A 23,442-nucleotide genomic window follows, 5' to 3' on the forward strand; every position below is an offset into this window, starting at 1 on the left:
GTGCAAACCATGCAATTCTTCCCCCTCGCACGGCAAGGGAAGCCTTATCTTAGTGCGCACAGGGGGCACAAGTAATAGGAGGATGGCAAGAGCGCATGTAGGATGAGTCCCGCCCGTGGTGGCACAGTTACTTCCAGTTTTTCACCAAAAGTACCAAACACTCAGCAGTTATTGGGTATTGGGTATCGGGAAAATCGCCGCGTCCGCCGTCACATACACGCGCTCGCCAACGGCTGGCCGCACCGCATGGCCACCCGTAAAGGCGCCAAACGATGGCAAAATGGCACGCTGCCGACCCAGCAGGAAACATGGCAGGCGCAAGCCGTTCCTGTCCACCCGCAAATGAAACACGGGATGCACGTGGCCGGCCAGCACATAGCCGGGCGCGACGGTGTCCGGGTGATGGCAGAAGGAAAGATTGCCCACGCTGTGCGGTTCGTCCACCATGCTGATGCGTAATGCGGCGGCCGGATCGCCCGCATGCGCATCATGATTGCCGCGCACCACCGTCAGGCGCACGTGCGCATGGCGCGTGCGCCAGGCCAGCATGGCCGCCACGGTGGCGTTCGCGTGTGCGGCGCGCGCGTGCAGGAAGTCGCCGAGAAAGACGATTTCCTCGCAAACATGGCTGGCCAGCAAGGCATCCAGCGCCAGCAAGTTTTGCGTGGTGGTGCCACGCGGCACGGGCACGCCCAGCGCACGGAAGGCGGCCGCCTTGCCGAAATGGATGTCGGCAATAATCAGCATCTTGCGCGCCGGCCAATACACGGCCTGGTGCGCCAGCAGCCATACCAGCTCGCCAGCCAGTTCCACCACGCAATGCGCTGGGCGCTGGCCGTTCATGCGGCCGCCTTTTCCAGCGCACTCACCAGGCGCGCCACCCGGTCCGACAGTTTTTCCGTCGTCAGCTGTTCGCGGAAACGCTCGACCATCAGGCCGAAGGCAAACGGCGAGGCCCGCTCCAACGGTTGCAGCGAAATCTGCCGTCCATGCAGCTCGTGCAAGGTGGCGCGCAAGCGCGTCAGTTCCAGTTCCTGCTCCAGCACTTCGCGCTGCGCCTGCGTGAGCAGCAAATTGGCCGCGTCGTGCTTGCGAAACACTTCAAAGAAGAGCGAGGACGACGCTTGCAACTGGCGCGCGCTTTTCGGCTGTCCCGGATAACCCTGGAACACGAGGCCGGCGATGCGGGCAATTTCGCGGAAGCGCCGCTGCGACAATTCCGTCGCGTTCAGGCTGGCCAGCACGTCCTCGAGCAAGTTGTCCGTGCTGAACAGAGGAATATCAGCGCCGCTGGCAGCCGTCAACAGCGGTGCAAAATCGATATCGTCCGCGCCCAGCAATTCAAAGCCGTAATCGTTGACGGCGATCGACAAGGTCGCCGGCTGCACGCGCGCGATGCGGTAGGCCAGCAAGGATGCCAGTCCCAGATGCACCGAGCGGCCGGCGAACGGATACACGAACAGGTGATGACCTTCGCGGCTGGACAAGGTTTCGAGCAAGAGGCTGGCGCGCGTGGGCAGGCTGGACCATTTTTTCTGGATGGCCAGCAGCGGCGCCAGCGCGTGCATCTCCGGCCCGCTGGCCTTGCCCTCTTGCGCCAGCTGCAACTGGTCCAGCACGGCATGCGCCAGTTCCGACGACAGCGGCATCTTGCCGCCCTGCCAGCGCGGCACGGCGCCGCGGCTGCCTGTTGCACGCCGCACATACGCTGTCATTTCGTGCACGCGCACGAATTCCAGGATGCGCCCGCCAAACAAAAAATGGTCGCCCTGCTTCAAGCGCGCGATGAACGATTCCTCGATGCTGCCGATGCGTCCGCCGCCCAGGAACTTGACCTGAATCGCCGCCTCCGAGACGATGGTGCCGATGCTCATGCGGTGGCGCCGCGCCAGGGCCAGATCCGGCACGCGGTACACGCCCTGTTCGTCCGGCAGCACACGCCGGTATTCCGGGTACACGGTCAGGCTTTGCCCGCCGCGGGCGACGAAGTCGAGCGCCCATTGCCACTCGTCTGGCGTCAGGTGGCGGTAGGACCAGGCGGCGCGCACTTCGTCATACAGGGCCGGCGACTCGAAGCCGCCGCCCAGGGCGATCGTCACCAGGTGCTGCACCAGCACGTCGAGCGGCTTGTCCGGTATGGGGCGCGCTTCCAGATGGCCCTGTGCCAAGGCAGCGCGGGCAGCCGCCGCTTCCAGCAGTTCCAGGCTGTTGGTCGGCACCAGGGTGACGCGCGAAATGCGTCCCGGCGCGTGGCCGCTGCGCCCGGCCCGCTGCACCAGCCGGGCGATGCCCTTCGCGCTGCCCACCTGCAGCACCCGTTCGACGGGCAGGAAATCGACGCCCAGGTCCAGGCTGGAGGTGCACACGACGGCTTTCAGCTGGCCCGTTTTCAGGTGCTGCTCGACCCATTCGCGCACTTCGCGGTCCAGCGAACCATGGTGCAGGGCGATCAATCCCGCCCAGTCCGGCCGCGCATCGAGCAAGTGCTGGTACCACAGCTCTGCCTGCGAACGCGTGTTGGTAAATATCAGGGTGGTGGCGCTGCCCTCGATCTCGGCGATCAAAGGCTGCAGCATCTGGATGCCCAAATGCCCGCCCCAGGGAAAGCGCGTGGGGTTCACAGGAATCAGGCTGTCGACGAGGATGCGCTTCTTGACTTTACCTTCCACCAGCACGCCGGCGTTTTCCTCGCCCAGCAAGACGTCCTGCGCCTGCTGCAAGTTGCCCAGGGTAGCCGACAAGCCCCACGTCATCAATGCGCCATTCCAGCGGCGCAAGCGGGCCAGCGCCAGCTGCACCTGCACGCCGCGCTTGCTGCCCATCAATTCATGCCACTCGTCGACGATCACCGTTTCCAACAGGCTGAAGCGTGCCTGGGCATCGGCCTGACTCAGCATCAGGGACAGGCTTTCCGGCGTCGTGACGAGCACCTCGGGCCAGGCTTTCGCCTGCCGCGCCCGCTGCGCGGCGCTGGTATCGCCCGTGCGCGCCTCGATGCGCCAGCCGGGAGCGAGATCAGTGCCCGACGCGTGCAGCGCGCGCACGGTGTCGGCCGCCAGCGCCCGCATGGGCGTGATCCACAGCACGCGCAAACCCTGCTTTCGTCCCTGTTTTCCGCCCTTGCTTTTCAGGCGCTCGGCGCGCAGCAAGGCGCCGAACCAGACCGCATACGTCTTGCCGGACCCCGTGCTGGCATGCAACAGGCCGGAGCTACCCTGTGCGGCGGCCCGCCAGACGGCGCGTTGGAAGGGAAAGATCGTCCAGCCGCGCCCTGCAAACCAGGCATCGATGCGCTGCGCCAGCGTGCTTTTGCTCATCGCTTGCTCATGAATCGTCCTTCATGCGGCGCTCGCCAGCAGGGCCTTCAGGGTGGCCAGGGTGTCCGCGTCGGCGATGGCCTTGTCTTCACGCCGGCGCAGGATGCGGGGAAAGCGCACGGCGATGCCCGCCTTGTGGCGGCTGGAGGCAGCGATGCCTTCGAAGCCGATCTCGAACACCATCGTCGGCTTGACGCTGCGCACGGGGCCGAATTTCTCGATGGTGTTCTTGCGGATGGCCGCGTCGACTTGGCCAATTTCCGCATCCGTCAAGCCCGAATATGCCTTGGCGAAGGGCACCAGCTTGCGCTCTTCACCATGCTCGCCATCCCACACGGCAAACGTGTAATCCGTGTACAGCGAAGCGCGCCGGCCGTGGCCCGCCTGGGCGTAGATCAGCACGGCGTCGATGGCATACGGGTCGATCTTCCATTTCCACCAGGTGCCCACGTCTTTCGTCCGGCCCACGCCATACGCGGCCGAGACGGCCTTGAGCATCAGGCCTTCCACGCCGCGCGCCCGCGACTCAGCACGGATGGCCGCCAGCGCATCCCAGCTATCGGCGGCGATGCGCGGCGACAGCCGCAGCGCGGGAGAAGACACGCCGTCCACCAGGGTTTCCAGCAGCGCGCGCCGTTCCATCTGGGGCAGCTGGCGGACATCCACCCCATCCATTTCCAACATATCGTAGGCCACGAGCACGGCCGGCAGCTCGGCCAGCAGCTTAGGCAGCAGCTTGGCAGGCAGCGCCTTGCGCCCCATGCGTTGTTGCAAATCAGCAAATGGTGCCGGCAGCTCGCCCGGCTTCCAGACGAGGATTTCGCCATCGAGCACCGTACCCTCGGGCAAAGCCAGCTGCGCCAGTTCAGGAAAAGTCTCCGTGATCAATTCCTCGCCACGCGACCACAACCAGTTGACGCCATCGCGGCGCAACAGCTGGGCGCGCATGCCGTCGTATTTCCATTCAACCAGCCAGTCGGCAAGGTCGCCCAGCGTCTCCGGCGGCGCCTGCAAGGGGTGCGCCAGGAAGAAGGGGTAAGGCTGGCCGCCGCGCAGCGCATGTTCGTCCTCCGACTGCGCGCCGGTCAGCTTGAGGAAGCCCGCGCCCGTGGGGCTGACCTTGCCATCGGTCCAGCCCATCAGGCGCTGCGCGATCAGCTTGCTGTCCACGGCGGCGATGCCGGCAAGCGCGCGCGTCACCAGCAGTTTGGACACGCCCACGCGAAAACCGCCGCCGATCAGCTTGATCAATAGAAACCGTTCGCGCGTTTCCAGCTCGTCCCAGTACGCCAGCAGTGCGGCGCGGATGGTCTCGGGCGCCGCGCCGCGCAAGGGCGCGATGCGCTGCTCGACCCACTCGGCCAGGCCGATATCGCTGCGCCTGGCGGGCGCGGGCAGGATCAGGGCGATGGTTTCAGCCAGATCGCCCACGGCGTGGTAAGCCTCGTCGAACAGCCAGGCATCGAGGCCGGCACGTTCGGTCGCGTATTCGCGCAGCAATTTGGTGGGCACGGCCTGGCGCGGCTTGCCGCCGGCCAGGAAATAGACGGCCCAGGCCGCGTTTTCGGGTGATGCGCCCCGAAAATAGGCTTGCAGCGCCGCCAGCTTGCGGCTGGTGGACGTGGTTTCATCGAGTTCCGCGTACAGCCGGGCAAATTCACGCATGGGTGACGTCCTCCGCTGCCGTGGAAGCACCAGGCGCACTGTCATCAGCTTCGTCATCGCCATACTCGGTCTCAAAGCCGCCCGCCTGCCAGCCATTCTGCTGCAGCCAGCGCACCATCACGGGTATCGAGCCGTGCGTGACGATGATGCGTTCGGCCTGCGTGGCACTGATGGCTTGCATCAGGCCGGGCCAGTCGGCATGGTCGGACAGCACGAAACCCCGGTCCACGCCACGCCGCCGGCGCGCGCCACGCAACAGCATCCAGCCGCTGGCGAACGCATCGCTGTAGTCGCCGAAGCGCTTCATCCACGGCGAACCGGCGGCCGAAGGCGGCGCGATCACCATCGCCGTCTTCAGGGCCGCCTTGTGCGTCACATCGCCCACCATCACGGTGGCCGGCAAGGCCACGCCGAACTCGCGGTAGACCTGCGTCAAGGCCTGCGCCGCGCCATGACAGATAATGGGACCGATAGTGGCGTCCAGACCCGCCAGGATGCGTTGCGCCTTGCCAAAGGCGTAGCAGAACAGCACGCTGGTGCGCCCTTCGGCCGCATTCCTGCGCCACCATTGGTTGATATCGTCATGGATTTCCTGCGGCGCCTGCCAGCGGTAGATGGGCAGGCCGAATGTCGATTCCGTGATGAAGGTATCGCAGCGCACGGGCTCGAACGGCGTGCAGGTAAGGTCGGGCTGCAACTTGTAGTCGCCGGACGCCACCCACACTGCGCCGCCGTGCTGCATGCGCACCTGGGCCGAACCGAGCACGTGGCCGGCCGGATGCAGCGACACCTGCACGCCGTGGTGTTCGACAGTCTCGCCATACGCGAGACCCTGAATGGAAACGGCACCCAGGCGCGCCTGCAGCACTTTGACGCCGTCGCTGGCGCACAGGTAATGCCGGTGGCCCACGCGTGCATGGTCGGCATGCGCATGCGTGATGATGGCGCGCTCGACAGGGCGCCACGGGTCGATGTAAAACTGCCCCGGCACGCAATACAAGCCTTCCTTGCGCACCACTACCATGTCGGCCATGCCCAGCTCCCTACGTTAAAAAAAACTGCGTCGGAATGACTTGATTCTAGCGCTCTTGCGCGCGATCACTGTTCGACAGCGCACAATGGATACGCGCAGGTGCGATAAACTCAGCCATGAAAGTGCGCGTGGTGTTTTCCGGAAACGCCATCATGACCTGGTCGCCCACCACCGACAGCGCGCTGCCGATCTGGCAACGGGGCACGCGCACGCGGCTGCGCACGGCGATCAGCGGCAACGATGGTTCGGCGGGGGCTTGCGCCAGAGTCTACGCTTGCGGCACCTCGTCCAGGGCAATCGGCACCGCCAGCTTGTGATGAGCTGCAGCTTGCGCGCTTCCAGCCGGGTGTCGATATCGGCCATCACTTCCACTGTGGCCGTTCCCACAGGCTGCTGTTGAGCTGCACGGCCGTGATGCCCAGCTGCTGCAGCTTTTCCAGCGGTCTTTTATCAGCCAGATCAACGGCCACACGACGACAGTCGCACCGGGCAACAGCGCGGCGGGCAGCTGGTAGCACAGCGATTTTCCGCTGCCGGTGGACAGGATGGCCAGGGTGTCGCGTCCGGCCTATACGCTGTCGATGACTTCCTGCTGGTCCGCGCGCAACCAGCCGCCAGCTTGCCGTCACCTTACGGCCGGGACCGGCGCACCGCCACAGGAAGGCTGTTACAGCCCGCGCAGGACTTCAGGAAGCCAACAGGATCGCCCAGAAGAGCATCAGCAAGCCGGCAATCGACACGCACCACACCAGCGTGCGCACGACCGGCACGCCAAACGCGTACAGCGGCAGGTACAGCACGCGGGCGGCCAGATACAGGGCCGCGCCGTACAGGGTCAGCGCGCTTTCCTGCGCCGTCACGTGGGCGATCAGTACGGCGGCAGCGAACAGGGGCAGGGTTTCAAACAGGTTCGCCTGGGCCCGCTGCAAGCGGCCTGTGATCTTGCCCACGGGCGGCCCGTCGCCGTCGCGCGCGCTCACGTTATACGCCGTGCCTGTTTCGCGCGTGCGTAACAGTGCGGGCAACAGGATTTGCACCAGCGCCAGCACCAGAGTACAGCCTAGCATGGTCAGTTCAGGAGTCATGTGTGCCTCTTCAGGGTCAGATAGGCAAGCCGTGCCGGCGCGTGCCCATCAGGGTTGATCGAGTGCTGCTTGCAACTCTGTCAAATCATAGGGCTTGCGCAAGACACTGGCGGAAAAGCCCAGTTCATCCATCGATTCCTTGCCATAGCCGGTGGAAAAGATGATGCGCATGTCCGGCTTCTCGCGCAGCACCATGCGCGCCAGCGCGATGCCGGACATGCCTGGCAGGCTGACATCGGTAAACAGAATATCGAAGTCTTGCTCATTGAGCAATTGCCACGCCGCCTCGCCATCGGACACGCCGCTGACCGTGTGGCCCAGCATGCCCACCAGCTCGCACACCATCAGCTGGGAATCGAGATTGTCTTCCACCACGAGAATTTTCATCGATGTCGGCAGGTCACCCTGCGGCACCAAAGCATGGCCCGTCAAGTCAAGCCCTGGCGTACCGCCTTCCAGCACGCCGGTCGCCGTGCTGCCGCTCGCCTGAATGCCGGCCACCGACGCGCCAGATCGGTCAAACTGGCGCGCCCGCATTTGCTGCTGGCGGTTGGCCAGCACATGGCGCAGCTTGCGCGCCAGCTCTTCGCGTCGGTACGGCTTGCTGAGCAATTCCACACCCGCGTCGAGCCTGCCCTCATGCACGATGATGTCTTGCGCATAGCCCGAGGTAAACAAAACGGCGATATCGGGCTGCAACGCGCGCGCCTGGCGCGCCATCTCCGTGCTGCTGACAGGGCCGGGCATGATCACGTCCGTAAACAGCAAGTCGATCTGCGCGCCGCTCAGCAGCACGGACAGCGCGCTTTCGCCATCTTCCGCTTTAAGCACCGTATAGCCGAGCGCACCGAGCATGTCGACCACGGTGGTGCGCACGCCCACGTCGTCTTCCACCACCAGCACCGTTTCCGTGCCGCCCGTGACGACGCCGCTCAATTCCAGTTCCTCGTCCGCTTCGGCCATCAGGGAACGGGGCAAATAGATTTTGACTCCCGTGCCCACGCCAGGTTCACTGTAAATGCGAATATGACCGCGGCTTTGCGTCACGAAGCCATACGCCATCGACAAGCCCAGGCCCGTGCCCGCGCCTTCCGGCTTGGTGGTGAAGAACGGCTCGAACGCACGCTGCAGCACGGGGCCGCTCATGCCGCGGCCCGTGTCCGTCACCGACAGCATCACGTACTGGCCGGCCGGCACATCGACCAGCTTGTTCACATACTGCTCGTCGAGCACCACATTGCCCAGCTCGATGGTCAGCTTGCCCACGCCATCCATGGCGTCGCGCGCATTGATGGCCAGGTTGAGGATGACGTTCTCGATCTGGCTGCGGTCGATCAGGGTATTCCACAGCCCGCCACCACCCACCAGCACGATATCGATCGCTTCGCCCAAGGCGCGCCGCAGCAACGCATCCATGTTGCGCACCACGCGCGCCAGGTCGGCCACTACCGGTTGCAATGGTTGACGCCGCGCAAACGCCAGCAGGTGCGACGACAGCTTGGCGCCTCGCTCGACGGCGGTAATCGCCGTGTCCAGGCGCTGGCGCATCACGCCATCCGTGCCCGTCAGGTGCTGCAGCAAATGCAAATTGCCGGAGATGATTTGCAGCACATTGTTGAAGTCGTGTGCGATACCGCCTGTCAGCTGGCCCACGGCTTCCATTTTTTGCGCCTGGCGCAAGGCATCCTCGGCCTTGGTGCGCTCATTCACCTCTTGTTCGACACGGTGTTCCAGCGTTTCGTTCAATTCATGCAGCGCCTTTTCCACGCGGCGCCGGTCCGTGATGTCGGTCTTGACGGCGATCAGGGAGTGCGTCTGGCCCTGCGCGTCCAGCAGACGGCTGACATTGCTCGACACCCACACATGCGAGCCGTCCGGTTTCAGGTAGCGCTTTTCCAGCGAGAACGATTCACCCGTTTCCACCAGACGCTGGAATAGCACGCCGTTGCCAGGCACATCCGCCGGATGCATGATGTCGTTCATGTTTAGGCTCAGCAGCTCTTCAGCCGAGCGGCCCAGCATGCGGCACAGAGCGCCGTTGACGCGTTGGAAACGGCCATCGAGGCCCAGCTCGGACAAGCCCACCGAGGCCTGGCCGAAAATGGCCGCCATGCGCTCCTGGCTGGCGGTGAGTTCATCCTCGATATGGCGCCGCTCCGTGACGTCAAACGACACGCCCACGTAGCGGCGCTGGCCCGGCACGCGGCCGGCCACCACCTCGCCCTGGCGCGCGATCCAGCGCAACGCTCCGTCGGCAGGGCGGCGGATGCGGTACTCCACATACTCGAGGGGATTTTGCGCCAGGTCAAGCTTGCTGGGCCCCACCTTATTCAAGTCCCGTTCGTCTACCAGACTCACCAGCAAATGTTGCGTGACCTCTTCCTCGTCGGCAATGCCCCACAAGCGGCGGAACATGGGCGAGACCAGCATCGCGCCCGTCTCGGGGAACCATTCGAAGGTACCGATGCCGCCCGCCTGCTGGGCCAGGCGCAGCCGCTCCTCGCCTTCCATGCGCTCGGTGACATCGATGCCCTCGACCAGGATACCCGTGACCACGCCCTCGTCATCCTTGATGGGCTGATACACGAAGTCGATCTGGCGCTGGCACGTCTGCCCGTCCGCCATCTGCAAATCCACCTTCACCTGGCGCCCTTCGAAGGGTTCGCCCGTGCGATAGACCTGGTCGAGCAGTTCGATGAAGCCCTGCGCCTTGACTTCAGGCAAGGCCAATTCGACAGTCTTGCCCAGTAAATCGCGGTGGCCCACCAGGCGCAGATAATGTTCATTCGCCAGCTCGAACACATGCTGCGGCCCGCGCAGCATGGCCATGAAGCTGGGCGCCTGTTGAAACAGGGCGCGCAGCAGCGCGCGCTCTTCGCCCAGGCGACGGTTGGCCGCGCGCACGGCCTCGCTCTCTGTCTGCAAGGTGGCGTTGAGTTCGCCCAGCTCGGCCGTGGCCAGCTTCAGCTGGCGCCCCTCTTCCATGCGCGCCGTCAATTCCAGCGCCGTGCACAGCACGCCATCTACCTGGCCATCGGCACCATGCACAGGCGTGTAATACAGGTCGAAACAGACATCCGTGCACTCTCCATCGCGCAACAGCGGCAAACAGCATTCGCGGTGCACCTGCGTTTCGCCGCGCAGTCCCGCTTCGAGAATGCGCGCGTTCCAGTCCCAGATTTCGGGCCAGACGGCAGGTACCGTGGCGCCCAGCGCCGCCGGATGGCGCGCCCCGGCGATCTGGATGTAGTCATCGTTGTAAATCATGACGTGCTGCGAGCCCCACATCAGCACCATCGCCATCGGTGAATTGAGCACGATGTCGACGCTGGTGCGCAAATGGGCAGGCCAGCCATCGAGCGCGCCAAGGCTGGTGGCGGACCAGTCGTGCCGGCGCACCAGCTCGCCCATGTTGCCGCCGCCGCGCGGCCAGGCTGGCGCGCTCATGTGGCCAGTCCCGCTTGCACGCGCACCTGACACTGGCGCGGGATGCGCACGGTCACTACCGTGCCCTGCGTGGCCGTGGAACTGAGCTCGACCGTGCCGCCGTGGGCCTTGACGAACATGTTCACCGTGTACAGGCCTAGACCCAGGCCCTGCCCCGTCCTGCGCTTCTCGCCCGCCTGCCGGAAAGGCTCGAACAGGGTCGGCAGCAAGGCGGCGGGGATGACACCACGATTGGCGATGCGCAATTCAATGCTGTCGGCGTCGCGTCCGTCGAGGGCCAAATGCACCGGCGTGCCCGCCTCGCCATGCGTGATGGCATTGCATAACAGATTCGAGATGACTTGCAACAGCAAGCCCGCATCGCATTGCCCGTGCAGCTCGCCGACACTGCTGACCTCGACATGCGTGGCCTGGCCCGCCGTCTCGCATTCCTCGACGATGGCGCGCGCCAGCGCCAGGTAGTCGTGCGTGCTGCTGCGCAACTCCATCGTGCCGGAACGGATGCGCGCCAGGTCCAGCAGCTGGTCGACCATGCGCGCCATGCGCTTGGCGCTGCTTTCGATGCGCTGCGCCGTGACGATCACCTTCGGGTGGTCGCTCATCATCGGCAACAGCATGGCGCCGTTCATCACCACCGACAAGGGGGTGCGCAAATCGTGGCCCAGCACGGCTGTGAACAGTTCATTGAGGTGCAGTGCATGCTTGAGTTCATCGAGCTGGGCCGACAATTCACGCTTTTGCTGGTATAGCTGCACCAGCACCGCCACCTTGCTTTGCAAGGCTTTCACGTCGATGGGTTTGTACAGGAAATCGACGGCGCCCGCCTCGTAGCCACGGAAGCTGTAGCTCGCTTCGCGCGACGCGGCTGTGAGGAAAATCAAGGGAATGCCGCGTGTGCGTTCGCTGCCGCGTATCAGCTCGGCCAGTTCGAAACCATCCATCTGCGGCATTTGCACGTCGATCAGGGCCAGCGCGACCTCATGCGTCAACAGCAATTCCAGCGCCTCAGCGCCCGAGCTTGCCTTCAGGATGACAATACCAGGCCGTGCCAGCACGGCTTCGGCGGCGACCAGGTTTTGCGCGATGTCGTCAACGACGAGGATATAAATAGGTGCAGTCACGGAGTCATCTTCAGGCATCGCAACGGCAAGATGCCATCATGTTTCGAGATCGATATAAACATTGTTTCAATTCTCACATATATTACACGCACTGCTCCACTCCCACTCACTTGTGTTCGCCATCGCCAAGCAAGGCCAGGCTGGCAGCCATCTGCGGCAAATCAAGCACGCGGTCGGCGCCGGCCAACTTGAGCGCGGCGGCCGGCATAATGCCACAACTGGCCCGTTGCGGGTCTTGTACCCAGGCGCTGCCGCCCAGCTGCCGCACGCGCGCCAGGCCTGCCGCACCGTCGGCCGAAGCACCCGTCAAGATGATAGCCAGCACGGCGCGCCGGTAAGCGTACGCGGCTGTTTCCAGCAGGACATCGATGGACGGGCGTGAAAAATACACGGGCGCTTCTTGCGACAGGGAAAAACAGCCATCGGGTTCGACTTGCAGGTGGTAATCGGGCGGCGCGAAATACACGGTGCCGCCTTGCAGCGGTTCCTTGTCCTGCGCTTCGCGCAAGGGCAGCGCGCAGCGCGCAGCATACAGCTGCGGCAACTGGCTAGAGCGGCCCGGCGCCAGGTGCAGCACCACCACCACGGTTGCGCGGCAGGCAGCGGGCAAGGCGCGCAGCACGATGCCCAGCGCCTCCACGCCGCCGGCCGAGGCGCCGATGGCGATCAGACGCAGTCCGGCCGGCGGTGGCGCCACGTCGCAGGTCGGCAGCATGTCAGGCACGCTGGAAGATGCGTACAGCCGGGCTCAGCTCGTTGAAGCTGGCCGCATGGCGGCTGAAATGCAGGCTTTCCTTCATGCCCAGGCCCAGGAAGCCCCGGTTTACCAGCGCTTCGTGGAACAGGCCCAGGCTGCGGTCTTGCAAGTCTTTATTGAAGTAAATCATGACGTTGCGGCAGAAAACCATGTGCACCTCCGAAAACACGCTGTCCGTCGCCAGGCTGTGGTCGGCGAAGACGAACTGGCGCCGCAGGCGCCGCTCAAAGATGGCGCCCTTGTAGGCGGCCGTGTAATAGTCTGACAAGGAGCGCTTGCCGCCCGCCAACTGGTAATTCTCGCTGAACTGGGCGATGCGCTCAATCGGATAGATGCCCGCTTCGGCGGCGGCCAGCGCCTCGACATTGATGTCGGTCGCATAAATCATGCTGCGCTCGAGCAAGCCTTCCTCTTCCAGCAAGATGCCCAGCGACCACACCTCTTCGCCGCTGCTGCAGCCAGCCACCCAGATCTTGATGGAGGGATAGGTATGCAGGATGGGCACGACTTTTTCGCGCAAGGCGCGGAAATACGCAGGATCGCGGAACATTTCGCTCACTTGCACCGTGAAAAACTGCAGCATCTGCGCGAACATGGCCGGCTCGTGCAAGATGCGATCCTGCAACTGCGACAGGCTGGCGCAGCCGAAGCGCTCCATGGCCTGGCGCATGCGCCGACGCAACGACGCCACCGAATAATCGCGGAAATCGTGCTGATATCTCAACAAGATTCCTTCAAGCAATAACTTCAATTCGATATCGAAAATATCATCATCTAGCAATTTGACATCCACCCTTCTATCCATGCTGCATCCCCCGGCCCCGCAGCGCCGCGCGGGTGCTTGGAGCCAGCCGGAATGCTAGCAGATCGTCGGGAATTATCCCGCAGCTAAAGCGTCAGTTAGGTACGCTGGCGTACGCTCGGCTCATCTTTTTCAGGCATCCACGCCCTTCATGCCTTCCGCCGTATAGCGCCCGCCCGCCGCCATGCCCAAGGGAAAGGCGGCGCTCATCGCCGCCAATTCCGCCGTGTCCAGCTGCACGGCCAACGCGCCGAGGTTGTCGTGCAGGTAGGCGATGCGCTTGGTGCCGGGGATAGGAATGATGTCCGGCCCTTGCGCCAGCAGCCAGGCCAGCGCCAGCTGGGCCGGCGTGCAGTCTTTCGCGCGCGCCAGTTCCCGCACCAACGCCACGATGGCCTGGTTGCGCACCAGGTTATCGGCCGCGAAACGGGGATTGAACTGGCGAAAATCCCCGGCGTCGAGGCTGTCCGCGCCGGCAATGGCGCCCGTCAGGAAACCGCGGCCCAGCGGGCTGTAGGCAAAAAAACTGGCACCCACTTCGCGGCAGGCGGCCAGCACGCCCTGCTCCGGCTCGCGCGTCCACAGCGAGTACTCGCTCTGCACGGCGGCCACGGGGCAGAGCGCCGCCGCGCGCCGCAAGGTGGCGGCGCTCACTTCGCACAGGCCCACGGCGCGAATCTTGCCCTCTTGCAGCAGTTGCGCCAGCGCCCCCATCGAGTCTTCCAGCGGCGTCTCGAGGTTCAATCGGTGCAGGTAAAACAGGTCGATGGCATCCACGCCCAAGCGCGCCAGCGACGCTATACACGCCTGGCGGATGTAGGCGGGGGAGTTGTCGACGCGGCGCGCATAACTGCCTGCCTCGCGCGCCAGGCCGCACTTGGTGGCGACCAGGGCCTGGCCGCGATGGGCTGCCAGGAAGCGCCCCAGCAATTGCTCGTTGTGGCCAAAACCGTAGGCGTCGGCCGTGTCGAACAGGGTCACACCCGCCGCCAGGGCCGCTTCCAGCGTGACCAAGGATTGCGCCTCGTCCGTGGCGCCATAGAATTCCGACATGCCCATGCAGCCCAGGCCCAATGCCGAACTGTTCAAGCCGCTATGGCCGATGCGTCGTTGTTGCAGTTGCATGTTGATCTCCCTCATTGTCAATACGGCCAGTCTGCGCCGCGCCAGCGAGCAAGGGAATGCGCAATTTCGTGATACCTTTCTGGTATGAGATCCCTCGATACCCATGCCTTGAGCCTGTTTTGCGCCGTCGCCCGCTGCCTGAACTTCCGCCAGGCAGCGGAACAGCTGCACATGAGCCAGCCGCCCCTGTCGCGCGCCATCAAAGGGCTGGAAGAACGGCTGCGCGCACGATTGTTCGAGCGCGACACACAGGGCGTGGCCTTGACGCAGGCGGGCCGCACCCTGCTGCCGCAAGCGCTGCATATCCTCGCTTTGCTTGAGTTGGCGCAAACGTCACTGCGGCAAGACAGCGCGCCCGCGCGCCTGCGCCTGGGCCTGACCAGTTCGGTGGAAGCAGGCCTGTTCCGGCCCCTGCTGGCGGCACTGGAGGGGCAACTGGGTAAGGTCCGGCTGGAACTGACGGCGGCGCCGTCACCGCGCCTGGTCGCTGGCGTGCGCAAGGGCCAGCTCGATGCGGCCCTGCTCGCCCTGCCCAGCGCCACCTTCGAGTTGGCCGTGCAGCCGCTGGCGCGCCAGCCCATGATGCTGGCCCTGCCGGCCAGGCACCGCCTGGCAAAAAAGCGCAAGCTGGGTCTGGCCGACATCGCGGCAGAATCGATTTACTGGTTCGAACGGGCGCGCCAGCCCGCCTTTTTCGACCATTGTCAGCAGGTGTTTCGCCGCCATGGCTTCGCGCCCATTTTTTTGCGTGAGGCGCCCGACCACCATGTGCTGCTCAGCGATGTGGCGGCCGGCAAGGGCATGGCCCTGCTGGCCGACTCGTTCCGCGCGCTGCGCCTCGCTGGCGTAGTCTACCGGCAACTATTGGAGGGAGAGGAATTGGCGGCCGGCATCGGCCTGGCCTGGCGGCAAGAGCACGGCCATGCGGCCCTGCCCCTGCTGCGCCAACTGGCGGTGGAGCATCTGAACAAGTGATGGCCGCACGCGGATGCGCCAGACGCGCTACCATGGCGCCTTACCTATTTTGCACTCCTCCACGACCATGACGTTTACCATCAGCGACGCCGCCTACGGCACCGATACCCCGGAAGCCAAGCAAGCCATGTATGCGGACCTGCGTTCGCAACTGCAAGGCTTGCTGTCGGGCGAGAGCGACTTCATCGCCAATACAGCCAACTTCAGCGCGCTGGTCTTCCACACCATGCCGGGCTTGAACTGGGCCGGCTTTTATTTCCTCAAGGGCGAGGAGCTGGTGCTGGGGCCGTTCCAGGGCAAGCCGGCCTGCATCCGCATCAAGAAAGGCCGCGGCGTGTGCGGCACCACCGTGGTCGAAGGCAAATCCATCGTCGTGCAGGACGTGCACGCGTTTCCCGGCCACATCGCCTGCGATGTCAATTCACGCTCGGAACTGGTGGTGCCCGTCTTTGCAAACGGCCAGATCATCGGCGTGTTCGACCTCGACAGTCCCCTGGTGGGCCGTTTCGACGATGTCGACGCGCAAGGCGTCGAATCGCTGGTGCGCGTGCTGGAAGCGGCCATCGTCGCAGAGTAAGTAATCAGTCGCCGGACTTGACGGCGATGAATTCGCCCTTGCCGACGGTGGCCAGGCACGTCGTGTAGTTGCTGTCGGCGCGGATGGCGTCAAGGAACTCCGCCATGTCCGCGTAATGCGAACTGGCGTTGTCCACCACCAGCACGCCGCCGGCCGCCAGCACGCGGTCCAGCTGCGGCCACCATTGTGCATACTGCTGGCGGGCGGAATCGAGAAAGATGACATCGTAAGCGCCATCCGCCGCATCGCGCAGCACGTCGCCCGCGTCCGCCAGCAGTTGCTTGACCACGCCCTGCAATTGCGCGCGCACAAAGTTGGCATGCGCCATGTCGAACTTGTCCTGCGCTTTTTCCACCGTCACCACGATGCCGCCCAGCGCCTGCGCCGCGCGCGCCAGCCACAGGGTGGAATAGCCGTTCGAGGTGCCAATTTCCAGCACGCGGCGCGCACCGCGCGCACGCACCAGCACGGCCAGCAATTCGCCCGTGTCGCGCGTAATGTTGAGCATGCGGCTGGCGCGCTCCGCGTGCGCCGCATCGTTGCTGCTACCGAATGCTTCGAGTTCACATAATAAGGTATCGAGGGTATCGATGCTTGGCATGGCGGCTCCTTGTTCAAAGCATCAGCATAGCAAAAAAACCAAGTAATCCTCGGGAAATTACTGTGAAATTATGACGAACAGAACCGGATGCTATGCAAGGCGCCTGTTGCGACGCAGTGCAAGCACTGCTAGCAGCGGGCAACGCTGCAGAGCGCCGGTTAAGGAAGTCAGAAATCACAATAATTTAGTGGGGGTTACTTAAGCGCTGGCACGGCGGTGCAGAGGACGTTTCAGGGTTTGCACCATCACCACGCCCAGCAAGGTCACGCCGCCGCCGATCACATCATAACTATGCAAGGTTTCCCCCAGGAACAGCATGGCGATGATGACGGTAAACACGGGCAGCAAATTCATCAAGGTCGTCGCGCGGCTGGGGCCCAGCTTGGCCAGGCCGTGCATCCACAAAAACGGCGCGATGATGGAAGCGGGGATGCCCGCAAACAGCACCAGCGGCAAGCCGGCACTGGTGACGGGCGGCGCGGACTGGCTCAGGTAATACACGAACAGCACGGGCACGGCGCACCAGACCTGGATCAGCAGGGAATGCCAATTATTCAGGGGAATCTTCCAGCGCTTGAGTAGCACGCCATAGCCCGCATACGACAGGCAGGCCAGCAGCATCAGAGCGTCGCCCACGGCCGCTCCATGGGCGATCAGGGCGACCGGGTCGCCATGGCTGAGCAGATAGCCGAGTCCCAGCAGCGACACCAGGCCGCCAAACACGCCGCCCACGGTGGGCGCCTCTTTCAACAGCAGTACGGACAGGCCCACGGCCAGCAGCGGCATCACGGATGCCAGGATGCCCATATTGGTGGCCGTCGTCGTTTGCGCGGCGATGTAGGCCAGGCACTGGTACATGACCATGCCCAACATGCCCAACACAAACAGTTTCCCAAGATACGGTTGCACCACGGCCCGCTGCTTCCACACGGCGCGGCCAAACACAAGCGCCAGCAGCACGCCGGCCAGCAGCCAGCGGTAAAACGAGATGGCGGCCGGGTCGATCACGCCCACGGCCATCTTGCTGACGATGGTATTGATGGCCCAGATCAGCACGGCGATCACGGGAAACAGGTAATGCTTGGCTTGCATGCGGCGTACTCCATTATTCAATGAGCGCCATTTTCGCATGGTCCGATTCCATGGATATAATGCATACCGGACAAACGATGCGAAGAACAGGACAAAACAGGAGACACGATGGCCAGCAACCAGCATTTTCCCGCCGTTTCCGACACCCTGCCCTACCCCGTGTACTTTCGCCTCGACGATTATCACGCGCACCAGCAATTCGATTACCAGAGCCATCCGTGGGGACAGCTCACGTATTGCTCCACGGGCGTGATGGAAATCATGGTGGCGGGCCAGCGCTATCTGTCGCCGCCCCAGTACGCCGTGTGGATACCGCCCGAGACCTTGCACGACGGCTATATCCGCCAGGATGTGACCTTTCACTCGGCCTACATCGATGCCAGCCTGTGCGCGCAACTTCCGGCGCAGCCGTGTGCGCTGGTCCTGAGTCCCCTGCTCAAAGCTATCCTCGGCGACTTTGCCGGCCGGGGCGTCACCACGCCCGCCACCCAGGCGGACCAGCGCCTGGCGCAGGTGCTGGTCGACCAGTTGCAGCTGGCGCCCTGCAGCCGCAACTACCTGCCGGGCAGCGACGAACCCGTCATCGCGGCGCTGCTGGCGGCCCTGCAGGCGGATCCCGGCAGTAACCGCTCACTGGCCGACTGGGCCGCGCAATTCCATGTGACTGAACGCACCCTGGCGCGCCGCTGCCAGCGCGAACTGGGTATGCCGTTCGGCGAATGGCGCCAGCGCCAGCGCTTCCTGGCCGCGCTGCCCTTGCTGGAACAGGGCGACACCGTGCAGGCCATCGCGCTGGAACTGGGTTATAGCACGGCCTCGGCCTTCATCGCCATGTTTCGCCGCCAGAGCGGCGGCACGCCGGACCAGTTCCGCCGCGGCCTGCGCTGAGAAAGCAAACCGGCGTTGTCCGCTTTGTCATATGGGGATGCTAAAATTCAAACATCTTTCCAGAGAGCAAAAGGACGCGCATGAACCCGAGCACCGAGACGGCCACCGACACTGCTGGCAGCACCGACCTGCCCGAGGTGCCAGCGTCGACCGCGACGGCGGCACCTGCGACCATCCGCCTGGAAAAGGAAGAAATACCCACCGTGCTGGGCAAGCTACGCACCCTGGTGCAGGACAAGACGCGTTTCGAGCCGCACGACATCACGCCGCTGGGCGAGGTAGACGTCTTGCAAGATTTTTCCTTGCAGGCCAACTACGCGCTCGAGGCGCGCTGCGAGCAGCGCGTCATCAATGGCTACTTCGCGCCAGCGGACAATGACTGCCGCTGTCAGGGTGGCCTGCATGAGGTGGGAGCACTCGCTCACGCGCAGGAGAAGGAACGCCTGCGCTGCGCTGCAGCCAAGCTCGACAATGCCTTGCGCCAGGCGGGCCAGGCCTACAACGGCGTCGAAGCGGGCGTTTACCTGCCGCACGCCGTCAAGTACTGGCATTTGGACACCTGCAGCAACTGCACCGGCCGCGGCCGCATCAGCTGCCACACCTGCCACGGTTCGACCACGGAAACCTGCTGGAACTGCCACGGCGGGCGCACCGTCAGCTGCGACGCGTATGGCTGCTACGGCAGCGGCAAGATATCGTGCTCGTATTGCAGCGGCAGCGGCACGGTGTCCGAGCAAGTCACCGATTACGTGACGGTGCAAGTGCCCACTACCACCTACAGCAACGGCAGCTCGCACACCAGCTACCACAGCGAAACGCGCACGCAATACCGCACCGAGCATCGCAATTGCTACCATTGCAGCTTCGGCAAGGTCACGTGCAACAGCTGCCACGGTTCCGGCAATGTCAATTGCGGCACTTGCCGCGCCAGCGGCAGCGTCACCTGCCGTACCTGCAGCGGCGTGGGCGACTTGCGCTGCAACCCGTGCGACGGCTCGGGCAAGGTGGGCAAGGCGGCCTGGGTCGACGTGCATGTGGCGCCCGGCTACAGCGTCAGCCTGCCCAAGCAGGCGCCCGACGATGCGCGTCGCATCCGCGACAAGGAGAGCGTGCACTCACTGGCCGCCATCGCCAGCAGCGTGGGCCTGGCGAAAGTGAGCATTTATAATGAAGACCAGCCGCAGGAAGTCGACGCCCTGTATGCGGCCAAGCTGCGCATCGTGCGCCTGGACGCCGCGTGCAACGCAGAAAAACACCACCTGGTGGCATATGGCACCGACTTGCGCTGGCTGACGCTCGATGACATCGTGGAAAAGCTGCTGCGCGGCGACCTCAAGGCGCTCAGCGACGCGCTGGCCGGCAGCGCCGACGATGGCCTGTTTTCGGCTCACGTGCAGCGTTTATTGACGCCACTGCGCGACGTGGCTGCCTCGGAACTGAATGCGGATGTAATCGAGTCTGTCCTCAGCGGCGAAGCGGACCACGCGCACGTTGATATCGTCTCCGCCGAGTATGCGCAAAATGTGCGCACCTGCGTGCTCGGTGCCTTGCGCCAGGTCTACACGCGGCTGGCCAAGCAATTCTGGTGGAAAAGCGCGCTGGCCGCGCTGGTCGCCGCCATCGCCACCTGGTTCTTCGCCGGCCGCGGTGGCGCCGCCGTCGCCGGCCTGCTCGTGACGGGCGCCGGCTACTGGCTCTTCAACCGCAAGGTGAAAACAGTGCTCAGTGAGGCGCTGGGCGGCGAGCAGCAGGCCGAACGCGCCATGCGCATCGCCGGCAAGGGCCGCCGCAACCAGTTGGCGCAAGTGCTGATCCTCGCGCCCGCCAGCTTGGCCGTGCTGGCCGCCAGCTATGGCTTGCCCGTGCGCGTGCGCGTGCGCGCGCCCTCCCCACCAGCGCAGGCGGCCATGGCCTCGGCGCCCGTCGCACCCCATGCGCCAGCCGCCGTGCCGCAGGACGCAAGTAACGCCAAGGCCGTCAAGCTGTATGAAAATGGCGACAAGGTGCAGGCGCTGGCCATGCTGGAAAGCCTGGTCGGCAAGGGCGACGCCGGCGCGTATGGTTTGTATGGCTGGATGCTGCTGATGGGCGAAGGCAAACCCGGCCCCGTCACCGCGCCGACGGCGCAGCAGCGGCAAGCGCGCCAGGTGGCCGCCAAGCCCCTGATCGGCAAGGGTCTGGTGAAGAACGACAGTTATGCGCTGACGGCGAAAGGCGTGATGCTGGCCGAAGGCTGGCAGGAAGCACGCAACATGGCGCGCGGACTCGACCTGCTGAAGCAGGCCGCGAACAAGGGCAATGCGCAAGCCATGCATTTGCTGGGCCTGTACCACGTGCGCGGCTACCAGATTCCCGTCAACCACAAGGAAGCGCGCAAATGGTTCACCCTGGCCGCCGACAAGGGCAGCGCGGGCGACATCTACAACCTGGGGTTGATGGATTGGGAAGGCGCGGGCTTGAAGCGTCCGGACCGCGCCAGCGCCCTGCAGCGCTGGAAGATCGCCGCCGCCATGGGCGAGGAACGCGCGATCAAGGCGGTAGCCCAGGGTCAACCTTAAGGAGCAGCTGAAAAAAAGCCCATGGCGTTGTTGCATTGCCTGGCCGTACGCTTGCGCGGGCCGTCGGCTTTCGGCTTGACGTCCAGGCCGCGCGTGCCCGTCCAGATGCCGGCCATGCCCGTCAAGGGACCCAGGTTGTTCAGGGTGTGCACGTCGGCGGACGACTCGGTGTAGATATCTTCGGGAAAATCGCTCATGCGGAAGTCTTCAAAATGGGGCAACAGTGCTTGCCGCCATGGTAAGACGCAGGCCGCTGTCAGGGAAAGAGCGCGCTATGGCACTCGATGAACAGCAAGGCTGCTGTCGCCAGCGCGGGGCGCTGCGCCTCGAACACCGCCGCGTCGCGCGCCTGCAGCAAGTTGGCGGCGACGTCAGGCAGCTGCAGCTCGCCGGCAATCAGCGCCGCCACCGCCTCGATATTCACATACAAGGCGCTGTCAAAGCCTTCCCAGTCCACGTAGGCCAGCCATTCGGCCAGGGTCACCACGCAAGCGACTTGCGGCGCCAGGGCCGCGATGAGATCAAAGCGCAGCACGCTGTCGCTGCGGATGCCTTCCTGCTGCAGCACGACCAGCGCCACGTGCTGCAGCGCGTCTTCCGGGGCGCGCCGGTATTTGTTCAGCAAGCGCTGCGTCAGCGTGTAGCGCTCGGCGTCGATGCCGCGCAGGGCGGCTGCCACGTCGTCATCATGCAGCGCCAGGTGGCGCACCGCGCAGGCCGCGTCCACGCCGGCTTTCGCGGCGACGATATCGGTGAGCTGCTGCCGGCGCGCGTCATTCATGCTTACACCAGCGGGTCGGTCAAACCGGTCAGGGTGAAGATTTCAAAGCCTGTTTCCGTCACGGCCAGCGAGTGCTCGAACTGCGCCGACAGCGAACGGTCTTTCGTCACCGTCGTCCATTTGTCTGGCAAGACCTTGACCTGGTAGCTGCCCACGTTGAGCATCGGTTCGATGGTAAAGATCATGCCCGGTTCGAGCACGATGCCCGTGCCGGCGCGGCCATAGTGCAGCACTTGCGGCGTGTCGTGGAAGACCTGGCCCACGCCATGGCCGCAGAAGTCGCGCACGGAAGAAAAACCCTGCGCCTTGGCCACCGCCTCGATGGCGGCGCCCACGTCGCCCAAGGTCGCGCCCGGGCGCACGGTGTGGATGCCGGCCATCATGGCGTCATACGCCGTGTTGACCAGGCGGTTGGCCAGGATGGAGACTGCGCCCACCTTGAAAGTGCGGCTGGTGTCGCCAAACCAGCCCTGGAATTTTGGCGTCACGTCGATGTTCAGGATGTCGCCCACTTTCAGGATCTTGGTCTCGGACGGGATGCCGTGCGTGACCACGTGATTGACGGAGATGCAGCTGGCGTGCTTGTAGCCGTGGTAGTCGATGGTGCCGGGGATGGCGCCGGCGGCGCGCATGAATTCTTCGCACAGGGCGTCGAGCTTGGCCGTCGAGACGCCCGGTTTCACGAAGGGCGTAATGTAGTCGAGCGTGTCGGCGGCGATGCGGCCGGCCGCGCGCATGCCGATGAAACCTTCTTCATCGTGCAGGGGGATTTTCTTGCCGTGTTCAAGCTGGGTGGAATAGCGCATGGATTTCTTCTTTGTTAATGTGATGTGGTGTGTAAAGCCCAGCCGCGCACGGCGTCGTGCGAGGCGCGCAGCATGGCGTCGACACTGGCCGGTATCGGCCGCTCCTGGGTCAGGTAGGGCTTGACGACGGCCACGGGCGCGTCGATCAGCACGAATTTGAGCAGCATGTGGTCCAGGTCCAGCTCCGTGGTGGCGGGCATGGCTTCGGCGCAGCGGACAAAGCAGGCGTCGAGCGCCGCCTGTTCCTCTTCCACGGCGGCCAGCAATTCCTCGCTGAGGCCACTGCTGAAATCGGGGCTGTCCGCGCATTGCAGCAGGAAGCGCGCGTATACGGGCTTGCGCCGGCACCAGTCCAGCAAGCCGTGCACGCCGGCCCAGGTGTCGCCACCGAGCCAGCGGCTGGCCACTTCCTCGCGGAAATCGCTTTTCACGCGCAGCCAGGCGCGCGCCAGGATGGCGTTGCGCGAATCGAAGCGGTGATACACGGAGCCGATGGGCGCACCGGCCTTGACGGCGATGGCGGCCATCGAGACGGCAGCCACGCCGCACTGGGCGGCGACGGCGATCGCGCTGTCGATGAAGTTGTTTTCGTTGAATTTTGCGAGTCTGACCATTCAAATAGAATACAGATTCTATTTGAATCCGTCAAGCGTCCCGAGATGCACCCAGGGCGATTGCATGAAGGATTAGTGCTCGGTTTGGCCGTAGGGCAAAAATATTGCTTGTAAACCTGCCAAGAAAGGCGTTTACTTTCAATATTTGGACGCGCAAATGGCAAACGAACCGATCTCGTTGGTGGCAGCATTCGATGA

21 protein-coding genes and 1 pseudogene are annotated in these 23,442 nt (G+C 64.3%); 5 read left to right on the forward strand and 17 right to left on the reverse strand.

Features of this window, described 5'->3' with window-relative positions:
* Positions 1-168: 168 nt before the first annotated feature.
* Genes pdeM through ACP7DE_RS04035 form a run of 4 tightly spaced genes read right to left on the reverse strand, consistent with a single transcriptional unit; the run spans position 169 to position 6,015 of the window.
* The gene (pdeM, locus tag ACP7DE_RS04020) at positions 169-843 is read right to left on the reverse strand and encodes a ligase-associated DNA damage response endonuclease PdeM (protein ID WP_426070837.1); all 675 of its coding nucleotides are present in this window, start codon (positions 841-843) and stop codon (positions 169-171) included.
* Positions 840-3,317 carry a ligase-associated DNA damage response DEXH box helicase gene (locus ACP7DE_RS04025; protein WP_426070838.1) on the reverse strand — a complete coding sequence of 826 codons (2,478 nt, stop codon included), beginning with the start codon at positions 3,315-3,317 and terminating at the stop codon, positions 840-842. Before ACP7DE_RS04025 ends, pdeM begins: the two co-directional genes overlap by 4 nt.
* 21 nt (positions 3,318-3,338) lie before the next feature.
* The gene (locus ACP7DE_RS04030; protein WP_426070839.1) at positions 3,339-4,982 is read right to left on the reverse strand and encodes an ATP-dependent DNA ligase; all 1,644 of its coding nucleotides are present in this window, start codon (positions 4,980-4,982) and stop codon (positions 3,339-3,341) included.
* The gene (locus ACP7DE_RS04035; protein ID WP_426070840.1) at positions 4,975-6,015 is read right to left on the reverse strand and encodes a ligase-associated DNA damage response exonuclease; all 1,041 of its coding nucleotides are present in this window, start codon (positions 6,013-6,015) and stop codon (positions 4,975-4,977) included. Before ACP7DE_RS04035 ends, ACP7DE_RS04030 begins: the two co-directional genes overlap by 8 nt.
* A gap of 116 nt (positions 6,016-6,131) precedes the next feature.
* Here ACP7DE_RS04035 and ACP7DE_RS04040 point away from each other — a divergent pair, with 116 nt between their 5' ends.
* Positions 6,132-6,332, forward strand: coding sequence for a hypothetical protein (locus ACP7DE_RS04040; RefSeq protein ID WP_426070841.1), 201 nt, complete (start codon positions 6,132-6,134; stop codon positions 6,330-6,332).
* On the opposite strand, the gene ACP7DE_RS04045 is transcribed toward ACP7DE_RS04040, so the two are convergent.
* From ACP7DE_RS04045 to ACP7DE_RS04075, 7 genes are all read right to left on the reverse strand, one after another.
* A complete protein-coding gene (locus tag ACP7DE_RS04045) occupies positions 6,284-6,568 on the reverse strand; it encodes a hypothetical protein (RefSeq protein WP_426070877.1) in 285 nt (94 codons plus the stop codon). The genes ACP7DE_RS04040 and ACP7DE_RS04045 overlap by 49 nt on opposite strands.
* A gap of 133 nt (positions 6,569-6,701) precedes the next feature.
* The gene (locus tag ACP7DE_RS04050; RefSeq protein WP_426070842.1) at positions 6,702-7,100 is read right to left on the reverse strand and encodes an MAPEG family protein; all 399 of its coding nucleotides are present in this window, start codon (positions 7,098-7,100) and stop codon (positions 6,702-6,704) included.
* A gap of 48 nt (positions 7,101-7,148) precedes the next feature.
* Positions 7,149-10,547 (reverse strand): PAS domain S-box protein, encoded by a 3,399-nt coding sequence (locus ACP7DE_RS04055; RefSeq protein WP_426070843.1) that lies wholly within the window; start codon positions 10,545-10,547, stop codon positions 7,149-7,151.
* The gene (locus tag ACP7DE_RS04060) at positions 10,544-11,668 is read right to left on the reverse strand and encodes a hybrid sensor histidine kinase/response regulator (RefSeq protein ID WP_426070844.1); all 1,125 of its coding nucleotides are present in this window, start codon (positions 11,666-11,668) and stop codon (positions 10,544-10,546) included. The genes ACP7DE_RS04055 and ACP7DE_RS04060 overlap by 4 nt, the downstream gene beginning before the upstream one ends.
* Positions 11,669-11,774: 106 nt before the next feature.
* Positions 11,775-12,383: a chemotaxis protein CheB gene (locus ACP7DE_RS04065; protein ID WP_426070845.1), complete on the reverse strand. Its 609-nt coding sequence runs from the start codon at positions 12,381-12,383 to the stop codon at positions 11,775-11,777.
* A 1-nt stretch (position 12,384) separates the two neighbouring features.
* The gene (locus ACP7DE_RS04070) at positions 12,385-13,230 is read right to left on the reverse strand and encodes a CheR family methyltransferase (RefSeq protein WP_426070846.1); all 846 of its coding nucleotides are present in this window, start codon (positions 13,228-13,230) and stop codon (positions 12,385-12,387) included.
* A 129-nt stretch (positions 13,231-13,359) separates the two neighbouring features.
* On the reverse strand, positions 13,360-14,352 hold the full coding sequence (locus ACP7DE_RS04075) for an aldo/keto reductase (RefSeq protein ID WP_426070847.1): 993 nt from the start codon (positions 14,350-14,352) through the stop codon (positions 13,360-13,362).
* An 84-nt stretch (positions 14,353-14,436) separates the two neighbouring features.
* Here ACP7DE_RS04075 and ACP7DE_RS04080 point away from each other — a divergent pair, with 84 nt between their 5' ends.
* Together ACP7DE_RS04080 and ACP7DE_RS04085 are read left to right on the forward strand one after the other, a co-directional pair.
* Positions 14,437-15,327, forward strand: a complete 891-nt coding sequence (locus ACP7DE_RS04080) for a LysR family transcriptional regulator (protein WP_426070848.1) — start codon at positions 14,437-14,439, stop codon at positions 15,325-15,327.
* Between the two features lie 67 nt (positions 15,328-15,394).
* Complete coding sequence (locus ACP7DE_RS04085) at positions 15,395-15,904, forward strand: GAF domain-containing protein (protein WP_426070878.1); 510 nt, start codon at positions 15,395-15,397, stop codon at positions 15,902-15,904.
* Positions 15,905-15,908: 4 nt separating this feature from the next.
* On the opposite strand, the gene ACP7DE_RS04090 is transcribed toward ACP7DE_RS04085, so the two are convergent.
* Together ACP7DE_RS04090 and ACP7DE_RS04095 are read right to left on the reverse strand one after the other, a co-directional pair.
* Positions 15,909-16,505: an O-methyltransferase gene (locus ACP7DE_RS04090; protein WP_426070849.1), complete on the reverse strand. Its 597-nt coding sequence runs from the start codon at positions 16,503-16,505 to the stop codon at positions 15,909-15,911.
* A 198-nt stretch (positions 16,506-16,703) separates the two neighbouring features.
* Complete coding sequence (locus ACP7DE_RS04095; protein WP_426070850.1) at positions 16,704-17,597, reverse strand: DMT family transporter; 894 nt, start codon at positions 17,595-17,597, stop codon at positions 16,704-16,706.
* 108 nt (positions 17,598-17,705) lie between these two features.
* Here ACP7DE_RS04095 and ACP7DE_RS04100 point away from each other — a divergent pair, with 108 nt between their 5' ends.
* Both ACP7DE_RS04100 and ACP7DE_RS04105 read left to right on the forward strand, forming a co-directional pair.
* Complete coding sequence (locus ACP7DE_RS04100; RefSeq protein WP_426070851.1) at positions 17,706-18,485, forward strand: AraC family transcriptional regulator; 780 nt, start codon at positions 17,706-17,708, stop codon at positions 18,483-18,485.
* An 80-nt stretch (positions 18,486-18,565) separates the two neighbouring features.
* Positions 18,566-21,043, forward strand: a complete 2,478-nt coding sequence (locus tag ACP7DE_RS04105) for a hypothetical protein (protein WP_426070852.1) — start codon at positions 18,566-18,568, stop codon at positions 21,041-21,043.
* Positions 21,044-21,090: 47 nt separating this feature from the next.
* On the opposite strand, the pseudogene ACP7DE_RS04110 reads toward ACP7DE_RS04105, so the two are convergent.
* The 4 genes and pseudogenes from ACP7DE_RS04110 to ACP7DE_RS04125 form a co-directional block, all read right to left on the reverse strand.
* Positions 21,091-21,240: pseudogene (locus ACP7DE_RS04110) on the reverse strand (FABP family protein); the annotation flags it as partial.
* A 59-nt stretch (positions 21,241-21,299) separates the two neighbouring features.
* On the reverse strand, positions 21,300-21,824 hold the full coding sequence (locus ACP7DE_RS04115; protein WP_426070853.1) for a hypothetical protein: 525 nt from the start codon (positions 21,822-21,824) through the stop codon (positions 21,300-21,302).
* Positions 21,825-21,826: 2 nt separating this feature from the next.
* Entirely contained in the window at positions 21,827-22,630 is an 804-nt protein-coding gene (gene map / locus ACP7DE_RS04120) for a type I methionyl aminopeptidase (protein ID WP_426070854.1), read from the reverse strand.
* Positions 22,631-22,644: 14 nt separating this feature from the next.
* Positions 22,645-23,244, reverse strand: coding sequence for a TetR/AcrR family transcriptional regulator (locus ACP7DE_RS04125; RefSeq protein ID WP_426070855.1), 600 nt, complete (start codon positions 23,242-23,244; stop codon positions 22,645-22,647).
* Positions 23,245-23,442 lie beyond the last annotated feature (198 nt).

It is taken from the genome of Janthinobacterium sp. DSP2-3-3 (assembly GCF_049897325.1).
Taxonomy (GTDB): domain Bacteria; phylum Pseudomonadota; class Gammaproteobacteria; order Burkholderiales; family Burkholderiaceae_D; genus Janthinobacterium.

Bases quoted from the DNA above. Each gene is read 5' to 3' on its own strand.
- ACP7DE_RS04075 (WP_426070847.1), bottom strand. From the start codon at position 14,352: ATGCAACTGCAACAACGACGCATCGGCCATAGCGGCTTGAACAGTTCG.
- map (WP_426070854.1), bottom strand. From the start codon at position 22,630: ATGCGCTATTCCACCCAGCTTGAACACGGCAAGAAAATCCCCCTGCAC.
- ACP7DE_RS04080 (WP_426070848.1), top strand. From the start codon at position 14,437: ATGAGATCCCTCGATACCCATGCCTTGAGCCTGTTTTGCGCCGTCGCC.
- ACP7DE_RS04050 (WP_426070842.1), bottom strand. From the start codon at position 7,100: ATGACTCCTGAACTGACCATGCTAGGCTGTACTCTGGTGCTGGCGCTG.
- ACP7DE_RS04125 (WP_426070855.1), bottom strand. From the start codon at position 23,244: ATGGTCAGACTCGCAAAATTCAACGAAAACAACTTCATCGACAGCGCG.
- ACP7DE_RS04040 (WP_426070841.1), top strand. From the start codon at position 6,132: ATGAAAGTGCGCGTGGTGTTTTCCGGAAACGCCATCATGACCTGGTCG.
- ACP7DE_RS04095 (WP_426070850.1), bottom strand. From the start codon at position 17,597: ATGCAAGCCAAGCATTACCTGTTTCCCGTGATCGCCGTGCTGATCTGG.
- ACP7DE_RS04100 (WP_426070851.1), top strand. From the start codon at position 17,706: ATGGCCAGCAACCAGCATTTTCCCGCCGTTTCCGACACCCTGCCCTAC.
- pdeM (WP_426070837.1), bottom strand. From the start codon at position 843: ATGAACGGCCAGCGCCCAGCGCATTGCGTGGTGGAACTGGCTGGCGAG.
- ACP7DE_RS04115 (WP_426070853.1), bottom strand. From the start codon at position 21,824: ATGAATGACGCGCGCCGGCAGCAGCTCACCGATATCGTCGCCGCGAAA.
- ACP7DE_RS04090 (WP_426070849.1), bottom strand. From the start codon at position 16,505: ATGCCAAGCATCGATACCCTCGATACCTTATTATGTGAACTCGAAGCA.
- ACP7DE_RS04035 (WP_426070840.1), bottom strand. From the start codon at position 6,015: ATGGCCGACATGGTAGTGGTGCGCAAGGAAGGCTTGTATTGCGTGCCG.
- ACP7DE_RS04030 (WP_426070839.1), bottom strand. From the start codon at position 4,982: ATGCGTGAATTTGCCCGGCTGTACGCGGAACTCGATGAAACCACGTCC.
- ACP7DE_RS04105 (WP_426070852.1), top strand. From the start codon at position 18,566: ATGAACCCGAGCACCGAGACGGCCACCGACACTGCTGGCAGCACCGAC.
- ACP7DE_RS04065 (WP_426070845.1), bottom strand. From the start codon at position 12,383: ATGCTGCCGACCTGCGACGTGGCGCCACCGCCGGCCGGACTGCGTCTG.
- ACP7DE_RS04085 (WP_426070878.1), top strand. From the start codon at position 15,395: ATGACGTTTACCATCAGCGACGCCGCCTACGGCACCGATACCCCGGAA.
- ACP7DE_RS04070 (WP_426070846.1), bottom strand. From the start codon at position 13,230: ATGGATAGAAGGGTGGATGTCAAATTGCTAGATGATGATATTTTCGAT.
- ACP7DE_RS04025 (WP_426070838.1), bottom strand. From the start codon at position 3,317: ATGAGCAAAAGCACGCTGGCGCAGCGCATCGATGCCTGGTTTGCAGGG.
- ACP7DE_RS04055 (WP_426070843.1), bottom strand. From the start codon at position 10,547: ATGAGCGCGCCAGCCTGGCCGCGCGGCGGCGGCAACATGGGCGAGCTG.